The organism is Metabacillus rhizolycopersici (assembly GCF_020075705.1).
The window spans coordinates 1-19171 of sequence record NZ_JAIQUM010000005.1; the positions used below are offsets into that span (position 1 = coordinate 1).

23 protein-coding genes are annotated in these 19171 nt (G+C 35.9%); 6 read left to right on the top strand and 17 right to left on the bottom strand.

Going from position 1 to position 19171, the window contains the following annotated elements:
• Positions 1-215: hypothetical protein (locus tag K9V48_RS03395; protein WP_224136940.1), on the top strand; the 215-nt coding region annotated here is incomplete at its 5' end.
• Between the two features lie 207 nt (positions 216-422).
• On the opposite strand, the gene holA is transcribed toward K9V48_RS03395, so the two are convergent.
• The gene (gene holA / locus K9V48_RS03400; protein WP_224136942.1) at positions 423-1442 is read right to left on the bottom strand and encodes a DNA polymerase III subunit delta; all 1020 of its coding nucleotides are present in this window, start codon (positions 1440-1442) and stop codon (positions 423-425) included.
• A 495-nt stretch (positions 1443-1937) separates the two neighbouring features.
• Between holA and K9V48_RS03405 the strand changes: the two genes are divergently transcribed.
• Positions 1938-2072 (top strand): YqzM family protein, encoded by a 135-nt coding sequence (locus K9V48_RS03405; RefSeq protein ID WP_111613883.1) that lies wholly within the window; start codon positions 1938-1940, stop codon positions 2070-2072.
• A 211-nt stretch (positions 2073-2283) separates the two neighbouring features.
• Here the strand turns inward: K9V48_RS03405 and K9V48_RS03410 are convergent, their stop codons facing one another.
• From K9V48_RS03410 to K9V48_RS03420, 3 genes are all read right to left on the bottom strand, one after another.
• Positions 2284-4644: a DNA internalization-related competence protein ComEC/Rec2 gene (locus K9V48_RS03410; RefSeq protein ID WP_224136944.1), complete on the bottom strand. Its 2361-nt coding sequence runs from the start codon at positions 4642-4644 to the stop codon at positions 2284-2286.
• Between the two features lie 72 nt (positions 4645-4716).
• Positions 4717-5268, bottom strand: a complete 552-nt coding sequence (locus K9V48_RS03415) for a ComE operon protein 2 (RefSeq protein ID WP_224136946.1) — start codon at positions 5266-5268, stop codon at positions 4717-4719.
• A gap of 245 nt (positions 5269-5513) precedes the next feature.
• A complete protein-coding gene (locus K9V48_RS03420; RefSeq protein ID WP_224136948.1) occupies positions 5514-6143 on the bottom strand; it encodes a helix-hairpin-helix domain-containing protein in 630 nt (209 codons plus the stop codon).
• A gap of 89 nt (positions 6144-6232) precedes the next feature.
• Here K9V48_RS03420 and comER point away from each other — a divergent pair, with 89 nt between their 5' ends.
• On the top strand, positions 6233-7063 hold the full coding sequence (gene comER, locus K9V48_RS03425; protein WP_224136950.1) for a late competence protein ComER: 831 nt from the start codon (positions 6233-6235) through the stop codon (positions 7061-7063).
• 313 nt (positions 7064-7376) lie between these two features.
• Here the strand turns inward: comER and K9V48_RS03430 are convergent, their stop codons facing one another.
• Genes K9V48_RS03430 through K9V48_RS03465 form a run of 8 tightly spaced genes read right to left on the bottom strand, consistent with a single transcriptional unit; the run spans position 7377 to position 12408 of the window.
• A complete protein-coding gene (locus K9V48_RS03430; protein WP_224136952.1) occupies positions 7377-8126 on the bottom strand; it encodes a class I SAM-dependent DNA methyltransferase in 750 nt (249 codons plus the stop codon).
• The gene (gene rsfS, locus K9V48_RS03435) at positions 8123-8479 is read right to left on the bottom strand and encodes a ribosome silencing factor (protein ID WP_224136955.1); all 357 of its coding nucleotides are present in this window, start codon (positions 8477-8479) and stop codon (positions 8123-8125) included. The genes K9V48_RS03430 and rsfS overlap by 4 nt, the downstream gene beginning before the upstream one ends.
• A complete protein-coding gene (yqeK, locus tag K9V48_RS03440; protein WP_224136956.1) occupies positions 8479-9051 on the bottom strand; it encodes a bis(5'-nucleosyl)-tetraphosphatase (symmetrical) YqeK in 573 nt (190 codons plus the stop codon). The genes rsfS and yqeK overlap by 1 nt, the downstream gene beginning before the upstream one ends.
• Positions 9041-9613, bottom strand: a complete 573-nt coding sequence (locus K9V48_RS03445) for a nicotinate-nucleotide adenylyltransferase (protein ID WP_224136957.1) — start codon at positions 9611-9613, stop codon at positions 9041-9043. The genes yqeK and K9V48_RS03445 overlap by 11 nt, the downstream gene beginning before the upstream one ends.
• Before the next feature lie 20 nt (positions 9614-9633).
• On the bottom strand, positions 9634-9927 hold the full coding sequence (gene yhbY / locus K9V48_RS03450) for a ribosome assembly RNA-binding protein YhbY (RefSeq protein WP_224136958.1): 294 nt from the start codon (positions 9925-9927) through the stop codon (positions 9634-9636).
• Positions 9921-10763 (bottom strand): shikimate dehydrogenase, encoded by an 843-nt coding sequence (gene aroE, locus K9V48_RS03455; protein WP_224136959.1) that lies wholly within the window; start codon positions 10761-10763, stop codon positions 9921-9923. Before aroE ends, yhbY begins: the two co-directional genes overlap by 7 nt.
• Positions 10764-10781: 18 nt before the next feature.
• On the bottom strand, positions 10782-11888 hold the full coding sequence (gene yqeH / locus K9V48_RS03460) for a ribosome biogenesis GTPase YqeH (RefSeq protein ID WP_224136960.1): 1107 nt from the start codon (positions 11886-11888) through the stop codon (positions 10782-10784).
• Between the two features lie 4 nt (positions 11889-11892).
• Positions 11893-12408, bottom strand: a complete 516-nt coding sequence (locus K9V48_RS03465) for a YqeG family HAD IIIA-type phosphatase (RefSeq protein ID WP_410429583.1) — start codon at positions 12406-12408, stop codon at positions 11893-11895.
• Positions 12409-12858: 450 nt separating this feature from the next.
• Here K9V48_RS03465 and K9V48_RS03470 point away from each other — a divergent pair, with 450 nt between their 5' ends.
• A complete protein-coding gene (locus tag K9V48_RS03470; RefSeq protein ID WP_111613869.1) occupies positions 12859-12999 on the top strand; it encodes a sporulation histidine kinase inhibitor Sda in 141 nt (46 codons plus the stop codon).
• A 215-nt stretch (positions 13000-13214) separates the two neighbouring features.
• Here K9V48_RS03470 and K9V48_RS03475 read toward each other — a convergent pair whose 3' ends face one another.
• On the bottom strand, positions 13215-13370 hold the full coding sequence (locus K9V48_RS03475) for a hypothetical protein (RefSeq protein ID WP_181455687.1): 156 nt from the start codon (positions 13368-13370) through the stop codon (positions 13215-13217).
• A gap of 339 nt (positions 13371-13709) precedes the next feature.
• Here K9V48_RS03475 and sigK point away from each other — a divergent pair, with 339 nt between their 5' ends.
• Positions 13710-14432 (top strand): RNA polymerase sporulation sigma factor SigK, encoded by a 723-nt coding sequence (sigK, locus tag K9V48_RS03480; protein ID WP_111613868.1) that lies wholly within the window; start codon positions 13710-13712, stop codon positions 14430-14432.
• A 177-nt stretch (positions 14433-14609) separates the two neighbouring features.
• Here sigK and K9V48_RS03485 read toward each other — a convergent pair whose 3' ends face one another.
• Positions 14610-14846 carry a YrhC family protein gene (locus K9V48_RS03485; RefSeq protein ID WP_224136962.1) on the bottom strand — a complete coding sequence of 79 codons (237 nt, stop codon included), beginning with the start codon at positions 14844-14846 and terminating at the stop codon, positions 14610-14612.
• 266 nt (positions 14847-15112) lie between these two features.
• The gene (gene mtnN, locus K9V48_RS03490) at positions 15113-15805 is read right to left on the bottom strand and encodes a 5'-methylthioadenosine/S-adenosylhomocysteine nucleosidase (RefSeq protein ID WP_224136963.1); all 693 of its coding nucleotides are present in this window, start codon (positions 15803-15805) and stop codon (positions 15113-15115) included.
• A 374-nt stretch (positions 15806-16179) separates the two neighbouring features.
• On the opposite strand from mtnN, the gene K9V48_RS03495 reads away from it, so the two are divergent.
• The gene (locus K9V48_RS03495; RefSeq protein WP_224136964.1) at positions 16180-16386 is read left to right on the top strand and encodes a DUF2536 family protein; all 207 of its coding nucleotides are present in this window, start codon (positions 16180-16182) and stop codon (positions 16384-16386) included.
• Between the two features lie 211 nt (positions 16387-16597).
• Here the strand turns inward: K9V48_RS03495 and K9V48_RS03500 are convergent, their stop codons facing one another.
• Positions 16598-17266: a YrrS family protein gene (locus K9V48_RS03500; protein ID WP_224136966.1), complete on the bottom strand. Its 669-nt coding sequence runs from the start codon at positions 17264-17266 to the stop codon at positions 16598-16600.
• A 153-nt stretch (positions 17267-17419) separates the two neighbouring features.
• Positions 17420-19171, bottom strand: a complete 1752-nt coding sequence (locus K9V48_RS03505) for a peptidoglycan D,D-transpeptidase FtsI family protein (protein ID WP_224136975.1) — start codon at positions 19169-19171, stop codon at positions 17420-17422.

The window sequence follows — 19171 nt, forward strand, 5'->3', positions numbered from 1 at the left end:
CGAAAGAACTTCATGGCTATCGATACGCTCGATTTCGAGGGGTGAAGTCTGTCCAAGAGCAGGCTTTTATGACAGCCGCCTGTCAAAATATGAAAAAAATAGCCCTCCATCTCACCAAAAAGATGGGTTGGAGGACTATTTTGGATCGTTTTTTCTCTTATTTCAACTATTTTTCACTAGTTTATATAAAAACCGTTCAAGTTGCCGAGAATTAAAAGGGTTTCTCGACAATCTGATAAAAAACGATCCTATTAAGGATCGTTTTTTATTTAAAGGAAGTATAAATTTTTTGACTTAGTTTTCGCGTCCAGCCCCTCTTGGGTCTAAGCCACTCAGGAATTGATGGCAAAGAACACCTTCTATTCCTGAGTGGCTTATTTGCCCGAGGCTGAATAAGGCGCTTACGCTTTTCTTATTCTCCTCTATTTCTCAAATAACTTAAGTAAAAATAGTTCTAATAATAGCTGCTTATCCTTTTTCCCCGTTTTCATCTCGTAATCTGCCTCGGCAAGGTTTATCAAAATTTGCGCCAATTCCTCCGCTTTAAATAATTTTGCTTGCTGCAAAGCTAATTTAACTCGAAAAGGATGAACCTTTACAGTAGCAGCAATTTGTTGCTGACCGTAACCAGTATTTGATAGCTCCTTCACATGTAAAAGCAAGCGAAATTGATTCACTAATAAAGACAGAATTTTTATTGGTTCTTCATTATTTTTTAATAAATCATAAAAAATTTGTAATGCTTCTTTACTTCTACGATGAATAACATGATCAATTAAATCAAAAATATTTTGTTCCAATGAACGTGCAACAAGAAGTTTTACAGTATCGGGAGTAATCGAACCACCTTCACCGACATATGTACTCAGCTTCTTGATTTCCTGGAACATGTTCATTAAATCACTCGATGTTAAGAGCATTAACTCTTCCACTGCTTCTTGTGAAAAATAAACAGCCTCTTTCTCGGCTATACTAGTAATCCACTTAATTGTCTCCTGATCTGATAATGCATTCATCTCAATAACGACAGATTGCTTTTTAATTAGCTTTGTTATTTTTTTTCGCTCATCTAATTTCTCATATGGAGCAAGTAAAATTAAGATTGTATATGGTGCCGGTGAATTCATATACTGCTCAAGCTTGTCGACTCGATGTTCAATTTTTCCCTTTTTCTTTTCACTTGTTAAAAAAATTGGGTTTTTAATAATGACAACCCGTCTTTCGCCCATGAATGGAAGGGTTTCTGCATCTTCTATAGCAATTTCTACTTCCGTTTCCTCCATGTCATAAATTGACAAATTAAAGTCCCTTTCTTCATCCAGTAAAGCAGCGTCTTCAATTAATTGAACGGTTTCTTGCATCAGAAATGCTTCTTTTCCGATTAATAAATAGTTGGATTGTAATTTATTCTTTTTTAAATCCTTCCATACATCAAAAATCATCTTTGTTGTTCTCCAATCGTTCATTTCACTTTCAATTAATCCTAAAATGAAAAACAAGGTTTGGCAAGTCTGAAATACGAAAGCGCCTTTGGCGGTCTCAAATGAAACACTCAAAGATTAGAAGGGGATTCTCTTATCTTACATTCTTGAGTAAGCTTGTCCTTAAAGAGGACTAGGCACTCTAACTAGCGATGCCAACATAGCCCAAATAATGAAATGAAGCTTACTATAAAAATTTTATGTAAAAAAGGGAATTGAAAATCTTTTATTCAATTCCCTTTTATCTATGTGAACGTCTCGTTTCAGGGCCTAGGTTACCTGATTCAAAACGATACAGCGATTTGATTTTTAGTTTAGCCAATGTCGCACTGAATATTTGTCGCTAATTCTGTCAATATTGGTAATTCGAACCTTGAATGTTTTGAACATCTCATCAAAATGTAGATTTTTCAAATGTAATCGCTTATACTAAATATGAAATAAGGGGGGGTAACAGTGAACGAATTTGAAAAGAGTGTCCAAAGCAAACGGAATGACGCTATAGATTCAGGAATTGGGTTTGTTGCTTCATTCGGATTTTTCGCGACGATTTTTATTATTGCAACTGTTATTCAATTAATTGGCTCATAATTAATTGAGGTATCCTTACATAGAGGTTGACTCCAATGTGTTTATTTTAATACGTCGGCGTTAACCTCTTTTTCATTGCTTAGAAATTATAAAATTCTTGTACTGTGGATAAGCGCACGACATCCAACTCCAGCGCCTAGCCCCGAAGCACAGAGGACGTGCAAGTGCAGTCAATGCAACAGGACGTCGCGTTCTTGATTGCCTATTTGGTCTAAGCCTGAGGCTGATCAAGGCGCTTCCGCTTTTGTTTTCTTTCTTTATTTACTTTATCGTATGGGGGATAGGTGGAAAACGTTCCAGCCTCCCCTTTAAAATGATACAAAATTGCACCATCGAGGTCAGTTCTAAACAAAGAGATGTTACGAGCTACTAGTTTATCAAGAACATCTGGATGTGGATGCTGATAGCGATTATTTAAACCCGCAGAAACGAGTGCGATTTTCGGCTTAACATGATCAAGAAGTTCTTCTGAGGTTGACCCCTTACTGCCATGATGTCCCACCTTTACTACATCTGCTTTTAGTGATGGATAGTTTTTTACTATCCTCTTTTCAGCGTCCATCTCTGCATCTCCTGTAAGTAACCATTGTAATCCACCTATCTCTGTCCATAATACTAATGAATCATCATTCTTACTTTCCGTAAGATCCACGGGTGAAACAACAAAAAAAGAATGGTTTTGAAAAGTTAGTTGATCTCCAGCCTGAACTGTTGTGATTTTTACCTTTTTACGCTCTGCAACTTGCATGATTTTTCGCTCTAGCTCTCCCCTAACAAAACCCTTTGGTATGATTAATTCTTTCACCTCAACCTCCTCCAATAATGAGAGGACTTCCCCTACATGGTCCAGATCACCATGCGTTAAAAATAACGCATCAAGCTTTGTAACGCCAATTGATTTAAAATACGGAACAGTCACATTCTTTGCGATTGAAAAAGTGCTCCTCCTCTCCTCCCATTCTTCTTGTGGAAAACTAATTCTTCCTCCCGTATCAATTAGGTAATTCCCCTTGTTAAATGGACGTTGAATAAATATAGAGTCTCCTTGTCCTACATCAATGACTAATACCTTTCCGGATGGCTGAAAGAATGGAGTCATCACTTGAATTAGAAAAACGACGATTAAATAAACAGCTGGTCGATAAAGGTAGTTTATACTTTGCCGCTGCTCAAATCTTACAAATAAATAGATAATAGAAATAATTAATGCAATTAATGTAAAAATGGGTAATTTTCCAGTTGTTAACATTGTATGAGGGATTGCTGAAGCAAAAAGGACAAATTTATGAGTTTGTAAAAGGAGGTCACTAAACACGGTTATCAGATAAGCTCCAATCGAGGATGAAACAGCAGTGATTACCGTTGTTATGATCGCTCCCGGTAAAACAATAAAAGAATAGAGCGGAACAAACACCATATTCATCGGTAAGCTAACGAGAGAAACTTCGTAAAAATGAAAAAGCAATAATGGGAGTGAACATAGTTGTGCAATACCCGAAACGACTGTTAATTTCGTAAGCCAGCTAGCAAAGTGTTCAATGATTCTATAAGAAAGAAGTAATCCGAAGGTCACTGCATAAGACAACTGAAACCCAACCTGGAATAAGTAATAGGGATTCATTGCAAGTAGAACTAAAAATGTAAAGCTAATGACATCTAATGTAGAGTTCCTTATTTTGAAAAGCTTTAATAAAAAATAGACAATTGCCATAAAACAGGCTCTAATAACAGATGGAGATGCTCCAGTAAGAATCATATAAACAGGTAATAATACAATGAAGACTATTCTTGTCTTTTCATGTGTCACTCCAAAATAAATAAACAGAAAGTAAATGCCACTTACCAACAAGGTAACATGTGAACCTGATATTGCTAGCAAATGAACAATCCCCAGCTCTTGATACGCGGTTTCTACATCTTGTTCAAGCAAATCAATTTCTCCAAAAAGTAAAGCTTGAACGATTCCGACAGATGACGATGGAAAGTGCTCTTCAATAAAGTTTAAACCATTTTTTCTAATTTCGATAAGAATCAAGAGCAAATCCATTTTTTCAGATTTACAATTTCCGATTTCCTCCACAAAATATTGCCAATGAATGTGATGGTCATAGAGGTACTGCTTATAATCAAAAGCATTAGGCATCGTCGGAGATTTCGGCACGACTAATTCGCCTTTAAAACGACAATATGTACCTGGATTTATCTTTTTAAGAGCTTCCTTTTCCGCTAATGATTTGATTTTATAGTAAAAAATTAACTTTTCACCAGAACCATTTTCAAGATAGCCCTTGAATTGATTTCCATCAATAGAGGGAATCGATGAAATAAGACCAATTGTCGTATAACTTCCTTCGTTTAATGAAGATTGATTATGTCGTTCTGTTAATGAAAATATACCGATAAATAAAAGAATGGTAGCAATAGAAAGAAGAAAAAGGGAACGTTCGTTTTTGATGAGGAGAAATATAAGAAAGGCAATCGTAGCGATTATGATGAGTGGTTGAAAATGAAAACGGCACAGCATAATCGAAAAACAGGCTGAAACAGCTAGAAATAGTAGCTTTCCTTTCAAGGAATCAAACACCTCTTACTATATGTTAGGCTGACCTGAGCCGAAGATTTCAAGTCAGCCTTACAATATTGGTTATGAAAACAGTAATTCAGCTTTTTTATAGAGAGCTTGAATCTCTTCTTTATTCATATTCGTTTCTGCAAGCTTGTCTAGTAAATTTGACATAAATTCTTGTTTTGTTTCATCATCTTGCGACTTTTCAAGCTGCACTTGCACAACTTTAACCTTTGCCTGATTGAATAATTCTACTGCATATGGATGGTTTTTGTAGTCGACCGCGTAATAAACTGTTTTAATTCCACTCTGTATAAGTGCCTTACAGCATTGGAGGCACGGGAAATGTGTAACATATATTTCTGCACCTTCAGTTGGCACACCAAATTTCGCACATTGAAGCAGTGCATTCATTTCCGCATGAATTGTCCTTACACAATGATTATCGATTACATAGCAGCCTTCATCAGAGCAATGTGCTCCGCCCGCAATTGATCCATTATATCCGCCTGCAATCATTCTTTTTTCTCGAACAATCGTAGCGCCTACTGCTAATCTCGTACAAGTGCTCCTCCTAGACAACAAATGACTTTGTGACATAAAATATTGGTTCCAAGATATACGATTCACCAGAACTCCCCCACTCAACAATGATATTCAATAGTTTATCGGGAATATAGAATGGTCGTCAAATTATTATTTTTGCATTTTAGTAAAAAATAATTCCAATTTCTAAAATTGACCTCCCAAAAAATAGTAAATATCGTTACTTGTTCTCTTACCGACATTACTTATTCCATAAAGTGAGACTTCCATGAGTCGGTATTACTGCCAGTTAATGCGGTATAAACTTTTTCTTATTTCCCCATAATAATTTATTTTATCGTAATCTCGTCTTTTAATTTTTCAAATGACTTCTGACCAATTCCTGATACTTCCAATAATCCTTCCAATTCTTTAAATGATCCATTTTCGTCACGATATGCAATAATCGCTTCAGCCTTAGATGGACCAATACCTGTGAGTGTTTGAAGCTCTTCACTTGAAGCTACATTAATGTTTACTTTCCCATCATCCTGCTCTTGGTGGGAAGTTTGTGAAGTTAGTGAATAATCCGTAACTTCACCTTTTTTGGGGATATAAATAACCATTCCATCCTCTAAAGGGGCTGCTAGATTGATCGCAAGCTCGTCTGCTTCACTAGTAAGCCCACCTGCCATTTTAAGCAATTCGTGAACTCTTGCTCCTCCTTCCAATTCATAAACTCCTGGTTGTACAATAGCCCCTTTTAAATCAACAACTAGTCTCTCCTCTTCTATTTCATCATTTGTTGTCACACCAGCTGTTTCTTCTGTTTCTGTTATATGAAAAGGATTTTCCTCTTCATTTGTCGTAACGAGCTCTGACGTTGGTGAATCCTTTATAAAATAATGATAAAGACCAAACAATGCTGCTAATATGGATAGAATCATGATCCATTTTTTATACTTTTGAAACAAACTCATATACGGCACTCCTTTTTTAACTAATCATAAATAATTTGTTTGTGACATATTGTGTAAAAGAGGTATGCATTCTGAGGAGGGGATCTACTTTGAATGTCGGTTTTGTTGGAACGGGAAATATGGGAAGAATATTAATTGAATCATTTATTGAGTCAGGTGCAATCAGACCCTCACATATTTATATGACGAATCGCACAAAAGCTAAAGCAGAAGCAATTAAAGACATTTATCCTGAAACAAATATGATGGAAACTGTAGATGATGTAGTCAAACGATCAGATTTACTATTTATTTGTGTGAAGCCATTAGATATTCACCCCCTTTTAAAAAAGATCGGACACCTTCTAACACCAAATAAATGTTTACTTTCCATTACCAGTCCCATTCGTGTCGATCAACTTGAATCACTTGTACAATGCCAAGTAGCAAGAACAATACCAAGTATTACAAATCGTGCATTTTCTGGTGTATCGTTACTCACTTTTGGAAGCTCGTGCGATGAAAAAATGAAACGAACAATTGTTGAACTTCTTGAACAAATTTCAATACCCATTCAAATCGAAGATGATATTACAAGGGTATCATCTGATTTAGTAAGCTGTGGCCCTGCCTTCTTTAGCTACTTACTACAGAAGTTTGTCAATGGTGCTGTTTCTGAAACAACGATTAGCCAAGACCAAGCAGTTCTTTTAGCAAGTGAAATGATCATTGGAATGGGGAAATTACTCGAAAGCGAAATATATACACTTCCAACTCTACAAGAAAAGGTTTGTGTGACTGGTGGTGTGACAGGCAAAGGAATTGAAGTGTTAGAAGAAGTCGTTGGAGATATGTTTAAAAAGGTATTTCATGTAACCCATCAAAAATATGATGAAGATATTGAAGAGGTTTCATTGCAATTTAATAAAAATCTTAAATAAATGATTCGATGAAAGTAATAGCTTCTCCTGCAAATGAACTAAAAAATGTTCAAAAGTTTTCTACCATCCATTTACATGTTGGTAATATATTTGTATCAACTGTATACATTCTATAAGAAAAGCGCAAGCGCCTTGATCAGCCCCGACAAGCATAAGACGCTTTTGAATAGAAGGTGTTTTTTACCTTCAATTCAAAAGCGTCTTAGACCCAAGAGGGGCTAGGCGCTGGAGCTGGACAGTTCTCGAAGCCAAAACTTATAAATTCTGATATGATAAAAAAGGTGAACCCAAAATGGGTTCACCTCCTCTATTCTTACACTATTTTCCTCGCAATGAAAAAAAGTCGTTCAGATGTTGATGTTGGATTTTCATCAAAATCAAAATCACTGCATATGTTTACGACTTCAAATGAAGCTTCTTCAAGCCATATTTTGTATTCATCGATTGCAAATGTTCGTTGATAATGTAGCTCATCATAGCGCTTATACAATTCATTCTGCTTTACAAAAAAGGACATATCATGCTCAACGCTATTTGGTTCATCAGCAAGGTAAGAATTCCATATAAAACTCACATCTTCATCTTGATCAGCAAATGTTGCCCCAGCAAAAATATGATGAATTTTATAGAGTGAATGAACATCAAAGATTAATAACCCTTGATTTTTGAGCTGATGATAAGCAGCACGAAACGTAGTTAAGATATCTTCTTTGCTCTCTAAATAATTTAAAGAATCACAACAGATCGTAATAACATCGAAGGGCTCAGAAAAGCCAGTAAGGTCTCTCATATCCTGCTTAAGGAAAAGGACTTGTACCTTATTTTCCTCAAGCTTAGACTCGGCAACTGCAAGCATATCCTCACTTAGATCCACGCCTGTTACATGAAATTGTTGGTTTGCTAAACGAATCGCAATTTCTCCTGTTCCACAGCCAACATCTAATATATTCTTTGCCCCCGGACTGTACGTTGCAATCGCCTGTTGAATGAATGAAACCCACTGGTCATAAGGTGCATCCTTCATTAGTTGATCGTAAATATAGGCAAAGCCTTGGTAGATCATTGATTTAGCTCACTTGTTAAATCCTCAATTGGTGCGTCTCCCCATAAACGCTCGAGGTTGTAATACCCTCTTTCATCTTTATGGAATACATGTGCAACAACATCCCCAAGATCAATTAATACCCAACGAGCTTCATCAAAACCTTCAATGCGTTCTACATATACATCCATTTCCGCTGCTTTTTCTTTGATTTCTCTTGCAATTGCTTGAACTTGTTTGTCTGAATTCCCATGACAAATAAGAAAATAATCTGCAATTAGAGAGATCCCTTTCATATTTAGTGCTATAACATCTTCTGCACGTTTGCTATCTGCTGCTTTCGCTACTGTTGTTAAAATATCTCGTTCATTCATTAAGTAAATCTTCCTCCTTTTAATATAAAAAAGTTATATGTTTGAATTGTTTCTGGATAAACTGCTTGATTCTTTTTCAGTAAAAACATGATTGTATTTTGGATTGATTTTATTAACGCTCGATCTAAATCATTTTCTGCAAGTACTCGAACCTCATCAACTCCGGGAAAATGTCGACCTGGTTCGATATAATCCGCCACATAAATTATCTTTTCTAATAACGTCATATTCGGGCGCCCTGATGTATGGTATTTAATTGCACTTAATACATCTCGGTCAGTAATCCCGACTTCTTTTTCAACTAAGAATGCGCCAACTGGTGCATGCCATAGTTCGCTATTATGTACTAATAATTGTTCTGGCATCTTTTGCTCTTTAATGATTTTCTTCATCTCTTCCTTTGGTCGAAATTTTGCATAATCATGAAAAATTGCTGCTAATTCTGCCTTTTTTGGATCATCCCCAAAACGTTTCGCCAATTGGATAGCTGTTTCCATCACACCTAATGTATGAACGTAGCGATGCTCAGTGATTTGCTCAGCGACTAACTTTAATGCAACTTCACGTTCCATATAAGTGATTCTCCTCTATATATCTTTTCACATCTTTTGGAAGAAGATAAGCCGTATTTTTTTTCGCCTTTAATCGATTTCTAAGCATAGTGGAAGAAACGTCAAACTGTGGAATTTCAACCTCAGTAACAGGGTATTTGGTATTTGTTTTATAGCCCTGACGCTTTACTCCTACAAACGTAGCAAGCCCAATGACTTCATCAACCCTATGCCATTTAGGTAAATATTCAATCATGTCTGCACCGATAATAAAATAAAAGGAATAAGTAGGATATTGTTCACGTAAAAGACAAAGTGTATCATATGTAAATGAAGGTCCTTCTCGTTCCAATTCAATCGATTCAATTTTAAATTGTTGATGATCATCTAAAGCCAGCTTTAACATATTCAGGCGATGCTTACTATCAGTAAAATGTTCATTTTGCTTGTGAGGTGGAATTTGATTAGGCATAAACCAAATTTCAGATAATTGAAGCTCAGCTAAAACCTCACTCGCAATTAACAGATGTCCAAAATGAGGAGGATCAAATGTGCCACCTAATATCCCGATTTTTTTTGACATTCTATCCCTCACCTTATTCATTAATTAGGCAAACGTAACTGTTTATTTTCCTTAGACTCTTTGTATAATACAATTGTATTACCAATAATTTGTACAAGTTCTGCACCTGTCCCATTGACTAATTCATTCGCAACGGTATCTTTGTCATCTTCACAATTTTGCAAAATAGAAACTTTAAATAGCTCACGAGCTTCTAAAGCTTCAGCGATTTGCTTAATCATATTTTCATTCACTCCACCTTTTCCAACTTGAAAAATTGGATTCAAATGATGTGCTTTAGATCGTAAAAAACGTTTTTGCTTTCCTGTTAACATGATGTTCCTCCTAGTTTGTTGTATACAATAGCTGTCATTCTTTCTGCAGATGGTTTTTGCTTTGTCCATAATTCAAAGGCAAGTGCCCCTTGATAGACAAACATTCCAACACCATCGTGCGTTGTTAAGCCTAATTCTTCCGCTTCTTTCAATAAAGCAGTTTTAATAGGATTGTAAACAATATCACTAACAACGGCTGTATGCTTTGCATTTTTTAACAGTAGTGGCTTATCTTCAATATTTGGATGTAGTCCAACTGCTGTTGTTTGGATGATGATGTCGTAGTCTCCTAATTGTTGCTGTGCGGCTTCGATTGATAATGCCTGGCTGTTATTTGCAAACTGGCATTGCTCAATAAGCTCCTCCGCTTTTGAAATTGTTCGATTACAAATATCAATTTCCTGGCATCCTCGATAGGCTAACGTATAATAGATCCCTCTCGCTGCACCGCCAGCTCCAATAATTAACATTTTATGCTCTTGTATTGGCTTTTTTAGTACCTTTGTTAAGGATTCAATATAACCATTGCCATCTGTATTATGACCTACCAACCGTCCATTTACATTTACAACCGTATTAACTGCCCCAACAATCCTTGCTGTTTCATCTAGCTCATCTAAAAATGGGATGATTGCGACTTTATGTGGAATTGTAACGTTAAAGCCCTTTACCCCCAATACCTTAAGCGCATCAACCGTTTCAGCTAGCTGAGTTGGTTCTACATGAAAAGCATGGTAATACCCTTCTATACCTAAATCCTGAAATGCGTCATTGTGAATGTCAGGTGACATAGAATGTTTGATTGGACAGCCAATTACTCCATATAAGTTCCCCATTATCGTTACCTTCCCCTCTTAAATTAACGATTTTCTTACTGTTACATTCACCCCTTGAGGAGCATGTGCCACTATTGTTTTTCCTGGATTATTAATTGTTACCCAACCTAATCCTGAAAAAACAATATCTGTTTTTCCTTCTTTAATCGTAAATTCATGAGGTATTAGCTTCGGAAAAGTCTCGACATCTTCTCTTCTCGGTGGTGTTAATAATTCTCCTGCATGCTTTTCATACAATGAATCAGCATTTTCTAGCTTTGTACGGTGGATTAACAATTCATTTGGTATATAGCAAACAAATGCATCTCTTCCACCCGCAACATAATCAAAGCGAGCAAGTCCACCAAAGTATAATGTTTGATTTTCATTCAATTGAAATACTTTCGGTTTTAACTCTTTTTTAGGACTTAAAAGCTTCAAATCACGTTTATCAACGAAATGAGCCATTTGATGGTGGTTAATAATACCAGGCGTATCATAAAGTGCAGCGCCATTATCAAGAGGAATTTCAATTAAGTCTAATGTAGTTCCTGGATAATGTGAAGTCGTTATCACATCATTTACCCCTGCTACTTCTTTGATCATACGATTAATAAATGTTGATTTTCCAACATTCGTACATCCTACGACATAAACGTCTTGGCCATTTCGATAAGTGTCAATTAACTCAGCAACCTCTTTGATCCCATGTCCTCTAGCTGAACTTACTAAGCAAACATCGATTGGCTTAAGACCTAATTCTTTTGCTTCTCTTTTCATCCAGTTGATGAGCTTTTGTTTTTTTACTGATTTTGGTAGAATGTCACTTTTATTTCCTACTAAAAGAATTGGATTTCCACCGACAAATCGTTGGATACCCTGTAACCAACTGCCATTAAAGTCGAAAATATCGACAATTTTAACAATTAATCCTTTCGTTTCACCGATACCATGTAAGATTTTTAAAAAGTCATCATCAGTTAATGAAACATCTTGAATTTCGTTATAATTCTTTAATCGAAAGCATCGTTGGCAAATGATTTCCTCTTTCGTCAACGCACTTTCAGGTGCATAACCTAATTTTTCTTGATCTGCGGTTTGAATCGTAACACCGCACCCTATACATGAAAATTGTTCTTCTAACACGTTTCTATTCCTCCCACTGAATCATTCCTTTACGTTTTAGGTTCTCCATTATCTTCCGTTCAATTTTTCTGTTTATCTTTGTAAACACGCCGTCTGTAGAGGCAACTGGAACAACCAATATCGTATGAAAACCACTTCTGTTACCGCCTAACACATCTGTTAGTAACTGATCACCAATCACAACAACTTCTTCTTTTTTTAAGTTCATATTTTTTACTGCTTTTAAAAATGCATTTCCCATTGGCTTTTTAGCCCTGTATATAAATGGAATTTGATGCGGATCCGAAAATGCCTTTACCCGTCTCTCATTATTATTGGAAACAATTGTAATCTTCATTCCCTGCTCTTTAACCTCTTTAAACCACTCTAAAAGTTGAGGTGTTGCATTTGGGCGATCCCATTCCACAAGCGTATTATCTAAATCAGTAATGATTCCTTTTATTCCGCTTTCTTTTAATGCTTTTGGAGAAATATCAAAAACACTTTTAACATATTCTCCTGGTAAAAATAATCGTAGCATGAGTTTTAGCACCTCATTATTCATTTTTTTGCCATCTTACATCATAACCAATTTAAAGAATACATTCAAAAGAAACATATAATCTATGCTTAAAAAGGATGATGAATGATGAAAACCTTTCGACAAATTCCGATTCTCTTCAACAGGTGTGGATAATATTATGCACATTATCCACCCTTATAACAACTCAATTATTACAACTTATAAACAATCTACCCACAGTTTATCCACTATCAACTGTGGATAACAGAACGATTGTTCTCTACATCTATTCATGTTAGATTTAGATTAATACAAAAAATAACATATTAGGAACTGCCTTATTAAGATACAAGCAAGGCACCTTGTGCTAGACAGCTATCCAATGACGAAAACCTAGACTTACTTATCTCTTAATAAGTGCATGAATACGTGTTAGGAGGTGTAGAGCCAATCAGTTGGCCATTAAGTATGCGAAAACTTTCAAACGAATTATTAATTGAATCATATTTTAAAGCAACTGAAATGAAACTACATGATGATTTTATAGAACTAATCAAGATGGAAATTAAGCGTCGTTCTTTAGGACATGTTCTAAAGGCTTCATCTTAAAGTAACACGCCGGCAAACGGCTCTTTTTTTTTGCTTTTTATTATATCCAATTTAATCTTCACACATATCAATTGTAGTCTTTCCGTTAAAGCTTATATGTATCATCTAATTAATGAATGTTATTATATCATTTGTTTACACACACCACTATATTATTTTGTGAAATAACAGCAATGTAAAAAGAGAGGTGACACTAATAGTCAACCTCCCTCATTTTAGCAAAAGTGATTCCAATAAAAATAACCTCCTCCAATTACTAGTAATAATATTAACAATACAACAATGAACGCATACCAATAGCCATATCCAAGTCCTCCATATGTTGGATAATATGGATATGGACCTGGACCATACGGTGAATATCCAGACAATATACCTCACCCCCTACGAATATTAACTACTATATTTGTATGTACATTCCCCTAAAGACGCTTAGGCTCTTGTCATAACGTTATTCAACTATTCAACTTTTTAATGAGCTACGGTTCATAATTCGATCCCCCAGCTGTAGATTTTTTTATCGTCACTGAGGTAGAGCGAGACTTACCTTCGTTTTTTCAGACTGTTTAATCTTTAAGAACCTATTCACAAGAGAATTATTCCTGTAAGATTTTTTTCTTCTTTCAATGTACAGGCACGAACTTGCTACTTCTTACATAAACATTACTTATAGGCATTAGCCTAGAGAATGTTTTAGTGGAGGTGGAGATATGTCAGGGCTCATAGCAGCAGTAGGTTTTTTCTTAAAAGAATTAGTGTTCTTAGTATCTTACGTAAAAAATAATGCCTTCCCACAGCCTTTGTCTGCGACAGACGAGAAAAGATATTTGAAACTGATGTCAGAGGGTGATGAGTATGCGAGAAATCTTCTAATTGAACACAACTTGCGACTCGTTGCTCATATCGTGAAAAAATTTGAAAACACTGGGGAAGACTCCGAAGATCTCATTTCAATTGGTACAATTGGATTGATCAAAGCAATTGAAAGCTATTCGCAAGGAAAAGGGACTAAACTTGCAACATATGCGGCAAGGTGTATAGAAAATGAAATCCTCATGCATTTACGCGCTTTAAAGAAAACCAAGAAAGATGTTTCCTTACATGATCCAATCGGTCAAGATAAAGAAGGGAATGAAATTAGTCTAATCGATGTATTGAAATCTGAAAATGAAGATGTTATTGATACAATCCAGTTAAATATGGAGCTTGAAAAGGTTAAGGAATATATTGATATTTTAGATGGAAGAGAAAAAGAAGTGATTGTCGGACGATTTGGGCTCGATTTAAAAAAGGAAAAAACACAGCGAGAAATCGCCAAAGAGTTGGGCATTTCAAGAAGCTACGTGTCCAGAATTGAAAAGCGCGCACTTATGAAAATGTTTCATGAATTTTATCGAGCAGAAAAGGAAAAAAGAAATCGTCAAAAGGACTAATCGTTTTTTAAGAGAAGGGACAACACTCTTCTCTTCTCTTCTCTTTTCATTTTCATTCGCAAAGAATCTTTAACAATCATAAGCCAAGTCCCCACCAAACCATTTTTTAATCTTTAAAAAATAAAACCATAACAGAAAACGAGCCACTTAAATTGGCTCGTTTTTTTAAATAGTAATCTAGTTATGTTCTGACTGCTTTTCTAGCTGCTTTTTATAGTTCAATGATTGTTTAAAACAAAGAAATGAGCCGATTAAAAAGATTACAGTTGTAATCATCAGGATAATATCGTAAATATCTTCTTTTCCCTGATCAGGTAATACGACCCCGATGTAAAAGAACACACTTACAGCTAATAGAATAAATGCATACTGCTTAAAATCTATGATGAGCGTATGCAACCTCTTTTTATTCATTTATAAATCTCACCTACTGAATGTGTCATTATAGAAACAGTAACACAGATTAGTAGCCTCATAACCATGTAAATTTCACCAACAGAGGTTTTTAAGCGTTTGTTAAATATTCCCTATACATCCAAAAAAGAATCGAAAAGAGAGACTCACTTTAGATTTTCAGAGCAATTATTCCCTCCCTTCCTCTTACTCACTATAAATGGAAGAGGAAGGGAGGGAATGCTAATTCGTTCACGCTAAAAAAATACCAACCTTATTAACTCTTTTTAGATTGCCTCAACTATTTTCAAAACTAGGTCTGCAGAATGCTTTGCAGCTTGATCTAAAAATTGTTCAAATGACACGTTAGATTCTTTTCCAGCAATATCAGATAATGCCCTAATGACTACAAATGGCACATTAAATTGGTGACAAACTTGAGCAATCGCTGCCGCTTCCATTTCACCTGCGTAAAGATCCTTAAATTTACTGCGGATAAATTCTACTTTCTCTGGATCATTTAAGAATGAATCTCCAGTAACTATTAACCCTTTTACAACTTGTATTGCACTAATTTCTTCCGCTTTTTTTACTGCCATGTCTACAAGCATTTCATTAGGTATGTAAGCCGCTGGCAATCCAGGCACTTGTCCATATTCATAACCAAAAACAGTCACATCTACATCGTTATGTCGTACTTCTGATGAAATCACAACATCACCAACATTTAATGATGGATGAAATCCCCCTGCAGATCCAGTATTAATCACATAATCAGGTTTAAAACGGTCTAAAAGCAATGTCGTACTAAGGGCAGCATTTACCTTTCCGATACCAGACTTTAATAAAACAACTTCCACACCATTGTACGTACCCTTTGTAAACTCACTTCCAGCAATAACCTCTTGTTCACGATTTTCTAGTTTGTCTCTTAATATTAGTACTTCTTCTTCCATTGCGCCAATTATTGCGATTTTCATTTACTTCAAACCCTTTCTTTTTCTATCAACAATTCGACTTAACCGTCGTAATCTGCTCGTATTTTCGACTAGATAGTTAGGATCTTATCTCCTGCATATAGAGTACCTACTTAACCAGCTCGAATCAATGTTCACATAACCTATGATGCCAATCGTGATTATTTTAACATTGTTTTTTATAAAGTGAAACTTCGATTCAGATAATTTTCTTATCACAACGGATGATGAGAGAGACAAAACATATCTTTCACAAGACTTTTACCCCTCTCTAATTCTCCATTTGCATGATGGAGAATTAGAGAGGGCTTTTATTGCCCGTACTTCTGCGATAAAATAAATGAATGGATAGTAGATTTAAGATCGAGGTGCAAAAAATGAGTTTTCAACTTGATATGATAAAGGATAAAATCGAATTGTTTGAGGCCACAACAATTAACGAGCTAGAAAAAAAGATAAATGAGCAAATTGTCCATAATCAGGCGATTTTATTAGCAGTACACTCTGTTACTCATCAAATGCACGTAACAGATGATGGAAAAAGATTTTACAGTGCAGTCGTACATTTTAAAGCTACTTTGTAGAAGATTTCTAGAACTATCAAAGCGCAAGCGCCTTGATTAGCCTCGGGCAAATAAGACGCTTTTGAATAGAAGGTGTTTTTCACCTTCTATTCAAAAGTGGATTAGACCCAAGAGGGGCTAGGAAGCTTGCGCTGGACAATTCTCGAAGCCAAAACTTATAAATTCTGATATTACAAAAAAAGCAGGGGCATAATCGCCCCTGCTTTTGTGGTTAATTTACTTTTTCAATTTTCGTTGGTTTCCAACCTTGGTTTTCCACCCATGTTATATAGACTTTATATTTTACAGATTGATCCTTCGGTGAGATGGTTCCCACTGCGTCGTTCGGTCCACCATTATTTCCAAGGAACCAAATGATCATGTCTGATTCAGGAATACCAGTTGCATAGCTAAGCGCTTTTGTCATTTCATTCCAGTCTTTTGAACCCTTAGTGTAATTAGTAGAATTATGCTCTGTTTGAGTCGTTCCAACCGGTGACCAACCCGGATTTTCAATTGTTTCTACGATTCCTGATCCTGGTTCCCCCTCAGTAATCGTAGCTTGTTCAAATGGATCTTCTGTTATTGTCTCTTCATCTACAATTTCTTCCGAATCTGCTTCTTTAACACTATTTTCATCTAACTCTTTATCTGTTTTATCGATTTCTTCCTCATTATCAGCAATAGCCTTCTCATTGCTGTTTTGCTCATTCGCTAGTTTAATATCAGGTTGTTCATTGTATTTTGCTGTTTTCCCCGCATCGCTGCCACCAAACATTAGTTGATATCCAATAACAAGTATAAGCAGTGTAACAATGGTGATCAATGTGTTTAAAACGATGTTTGTTTTTCTACGCTTATCCCTTTTTTCATAACGAGAGTTTACATGTAAATTACTCAATGTCCTACACTCCTTTGTCCCTCTTACCTTCTGTTTCATTCTAGCATTTGACCTTATTTCTATCTAGTCATATCATTTGATTTCATTTTTACTATTATTGTATTTACCCACATTTACTATAACCGTTACTTCTCTAAAATTGAATAGTTCTTATTACCTAACCGTTTTTGATATTTCATTTACTATATCATAAAACGAAGCATTAGTCCCAGCTTCGTCACTTGTTGTATCCATCTCTACAACGACAAGAGCATATTTTGGTTGACTTGAGGGGAAATAGCCTGCGAACCATTTATTATATAAATCCTGCCCTTTAGCATTTTTTTTACCTGTTTGTGCTGTCCCTGACTTCCCTGCTACGTCAATAGGTAAGGTTTGAAACCGTCTACCCGTTCCTTCAGAATCCGCTACAACCAATCGGAGAAGCTCTTGAAGCTTTGATGCTGTATAAGGTGATATTTTTTCTCCTTTTAATGAATTAGACGTAAAAGAAAACATATTTGTTCCATTTTTGTATAATATATTTTCTACGATTTTCACCTGCTGTTTATGTCCGCCTCGAGCAATTGTAGCCATCATATTAGCAACCCCAAGTGGAGTAACCTTTACATTTTTTTGGCCAATTGCTGTTTGATCAATTGCTTTTGGAACATTTTTATCCTTTTCATCTCCCCAAATCCTTCCTGCTTTTTCTTCAGGTAGTTGTTTGAAATGTTGATAATGGAAAACTTCACCCTGCCAGCCGACAGGTCCAAGTAATCCAAGTTTATCTGCCGTATCCTCAAGTGCATTTATATCCTTTTCCATTAGTTCCCCCGCAAGAGTCGTAAAGGTATAATTACAACTCTTCGCAAAGCTTTTTGCTAGTGATAGCATTCCATCGTCTTGTCCTCCATCATTTTCTCCATATAAATTTAGACTGCAGTTAAATTCCCTAGCTGCATCATTTAAACCATATTCAATTGCTGCTGCAGAAATAACCGTTTTAAATATCGAACCAGGAAAAAGGGGTTGAAGCATATAGTTCATTAAGGTTCGGTCATCGGAACGATTCAATTCAGGCTTACTTACCATTGCCAGCACTTCATTTGACTCAATATCAAGTAATACGACGCCGCCTTTATCTACCTTTTGTTTGTGTAATACGTCTTCAGCAATGGATTGCAAATTTTTGTCTATCGTTGTCTTTACTGATATAGGATAAAAGGGGTTAGAGTCTGCTATATATTTCACGTTCACACCAAATAGGGGATTCCCATCCCCGTCAACATGATATAACAGCTTGGTTTGGGCATCTGGTAACAGAAATTCATCAAATGTTTTTTCAAGGCCAGTGATGCCTATTTGCGTTTTATAGGATAAATCCTGTCTATCCGGATATTTCTTCCGAAGAAGTTTTGCATTTTCTCCCGTAATGCCGATAATATGCTCCCCAACTGTCTCATCAATTGGAGATTGTCTATAAATCCCAAAAACCCCTGGTATTTCTAATTTATTAATTTTCGCTAAATCTTCGCTAGATAGATTCACTCCATCCTTACTTGAAAGAACAAGTGGTTCTTTTATATTTTGAAGTCGTCTTTTAAGCTCATTACTTGAAACATTTATAGCTTCTGAAAGTTTTTCTACAGGCCATGATACCTCCTTTAAAAAGGGGAAGAGCACGAGCGACGGCTCTACTTGATTTCGTAATGAATCACCATTTCGATCAATGAATCGACCACGACCATCATCAATAACAACCTCTTGTGTGCGTTGATTTACACTTTCTTGGACGAGATTAACCCCTTTTGCCGAAAATGATTCAGTCTGAATTAATTGGATTGCTGCCAGTCGATAAAGAATGATTGAGAATGTCAAGATAAAAAAAATCCCTACGAAGATTAATCTTCTTTTTACGTTCAT

Coding starts and splice junctions, on each gene's coding strand:
- K9V48_RS03445 (WP_224136957.1), bottom strand. CDS start 9,613: ATGTCAAAAAAAATCGGGATATTAGGTGGCACATTTGATCCTCCTCAT.
- yhbY (WP_224136958.1), bottom strand. CDS start 9,927: ATGTTAACAGGAAAGCAAAAACGTTTTTTACGATCTAAAGCACATCAT.
- K9V48_RS03505 (WP_224136975.1), bottom strand. CDS start 19,171: ATGAACGTAAAAAGAAGATTAATCTTCGTAGGGATTTTTTTTATCTTG.
- yqeK (WP_224136956.1), bottom strand. CDS start 9,051: ATGGAACGTGAAGTTGCATTAAAGTTAGTCGCTGAGCAAATCACTGAG.
- aroE (WP_224136959.1), bottom strand. CDS start 10,763: ATGGGGAACTTATATGGAGTAATTGGCTGTCCAATCAAACATTCTATG.
- sigK (WP_111613868.1), top strand. CDS start 13,710: ATGTCAGGGCTCATAGCAGCAGTAGGTTTTTTCTTAAAAGAATTAGTG.
- K9V48_RS03470 (WP_111613869.1), top strand. CDS start 12,859: ATGCGAAAACTTTCAAACGAATTATTAATTGAATCATATTTTAAAGCA.
- K9V48_RS03420 (WP_224136948.1), bottom strand. CDS start 6,143: ATGAGTTTGTTTCAAAAGTATAAAAAATGGATCATGATTCTATCCATA.
- K9V48_RS03495 (WP_224136964.1), top strand. CDS start 16,180: ATGAGTTTTCAACTTGATATGATAAAGGATAAAATCGAATTGTTTGAG.
- rsfS (WP_224136955.1), bottom strand. CDS start 8,479: ATGAATGAACGAGATATTTTAACAACAGTAGCGAAAGCAGCAGATAGC.
- K9V48_RS03485 (WP_224136962.1), bottom strand. CDS start 14,846: ATGAATAAAAAGAGGTTGCATACGCTCATCATAGATTTTAAGCAGTAT.
- holA (WP_224136942.1), bottom strand. CDS start 1,442: ATGATTTTTGATGTATGGAAGGATTTAAAAAAGAATAAATTACAATCC.
- mtnN (WP_224136963.1), bottom strand. CDS start 15,805: ATGAAAATCGCAATAATTGGCGCAATGGAAGAAGAAGTACTAATATTA.
- K9V48_RS03430 (WP_224136952.1), bottom strand. CDS start 8,126: ATGATCTACCAAGGCTTTGCCTATATTTACGATCAACTAATGAAGGAT.
- K9V48_RS03465 (WP_410429583.1), bottom strand. CDS start 12,408: ATGCTACGATTATTTTTACCAGGAGAATATGTTAAAAGTGTTTTTGAT.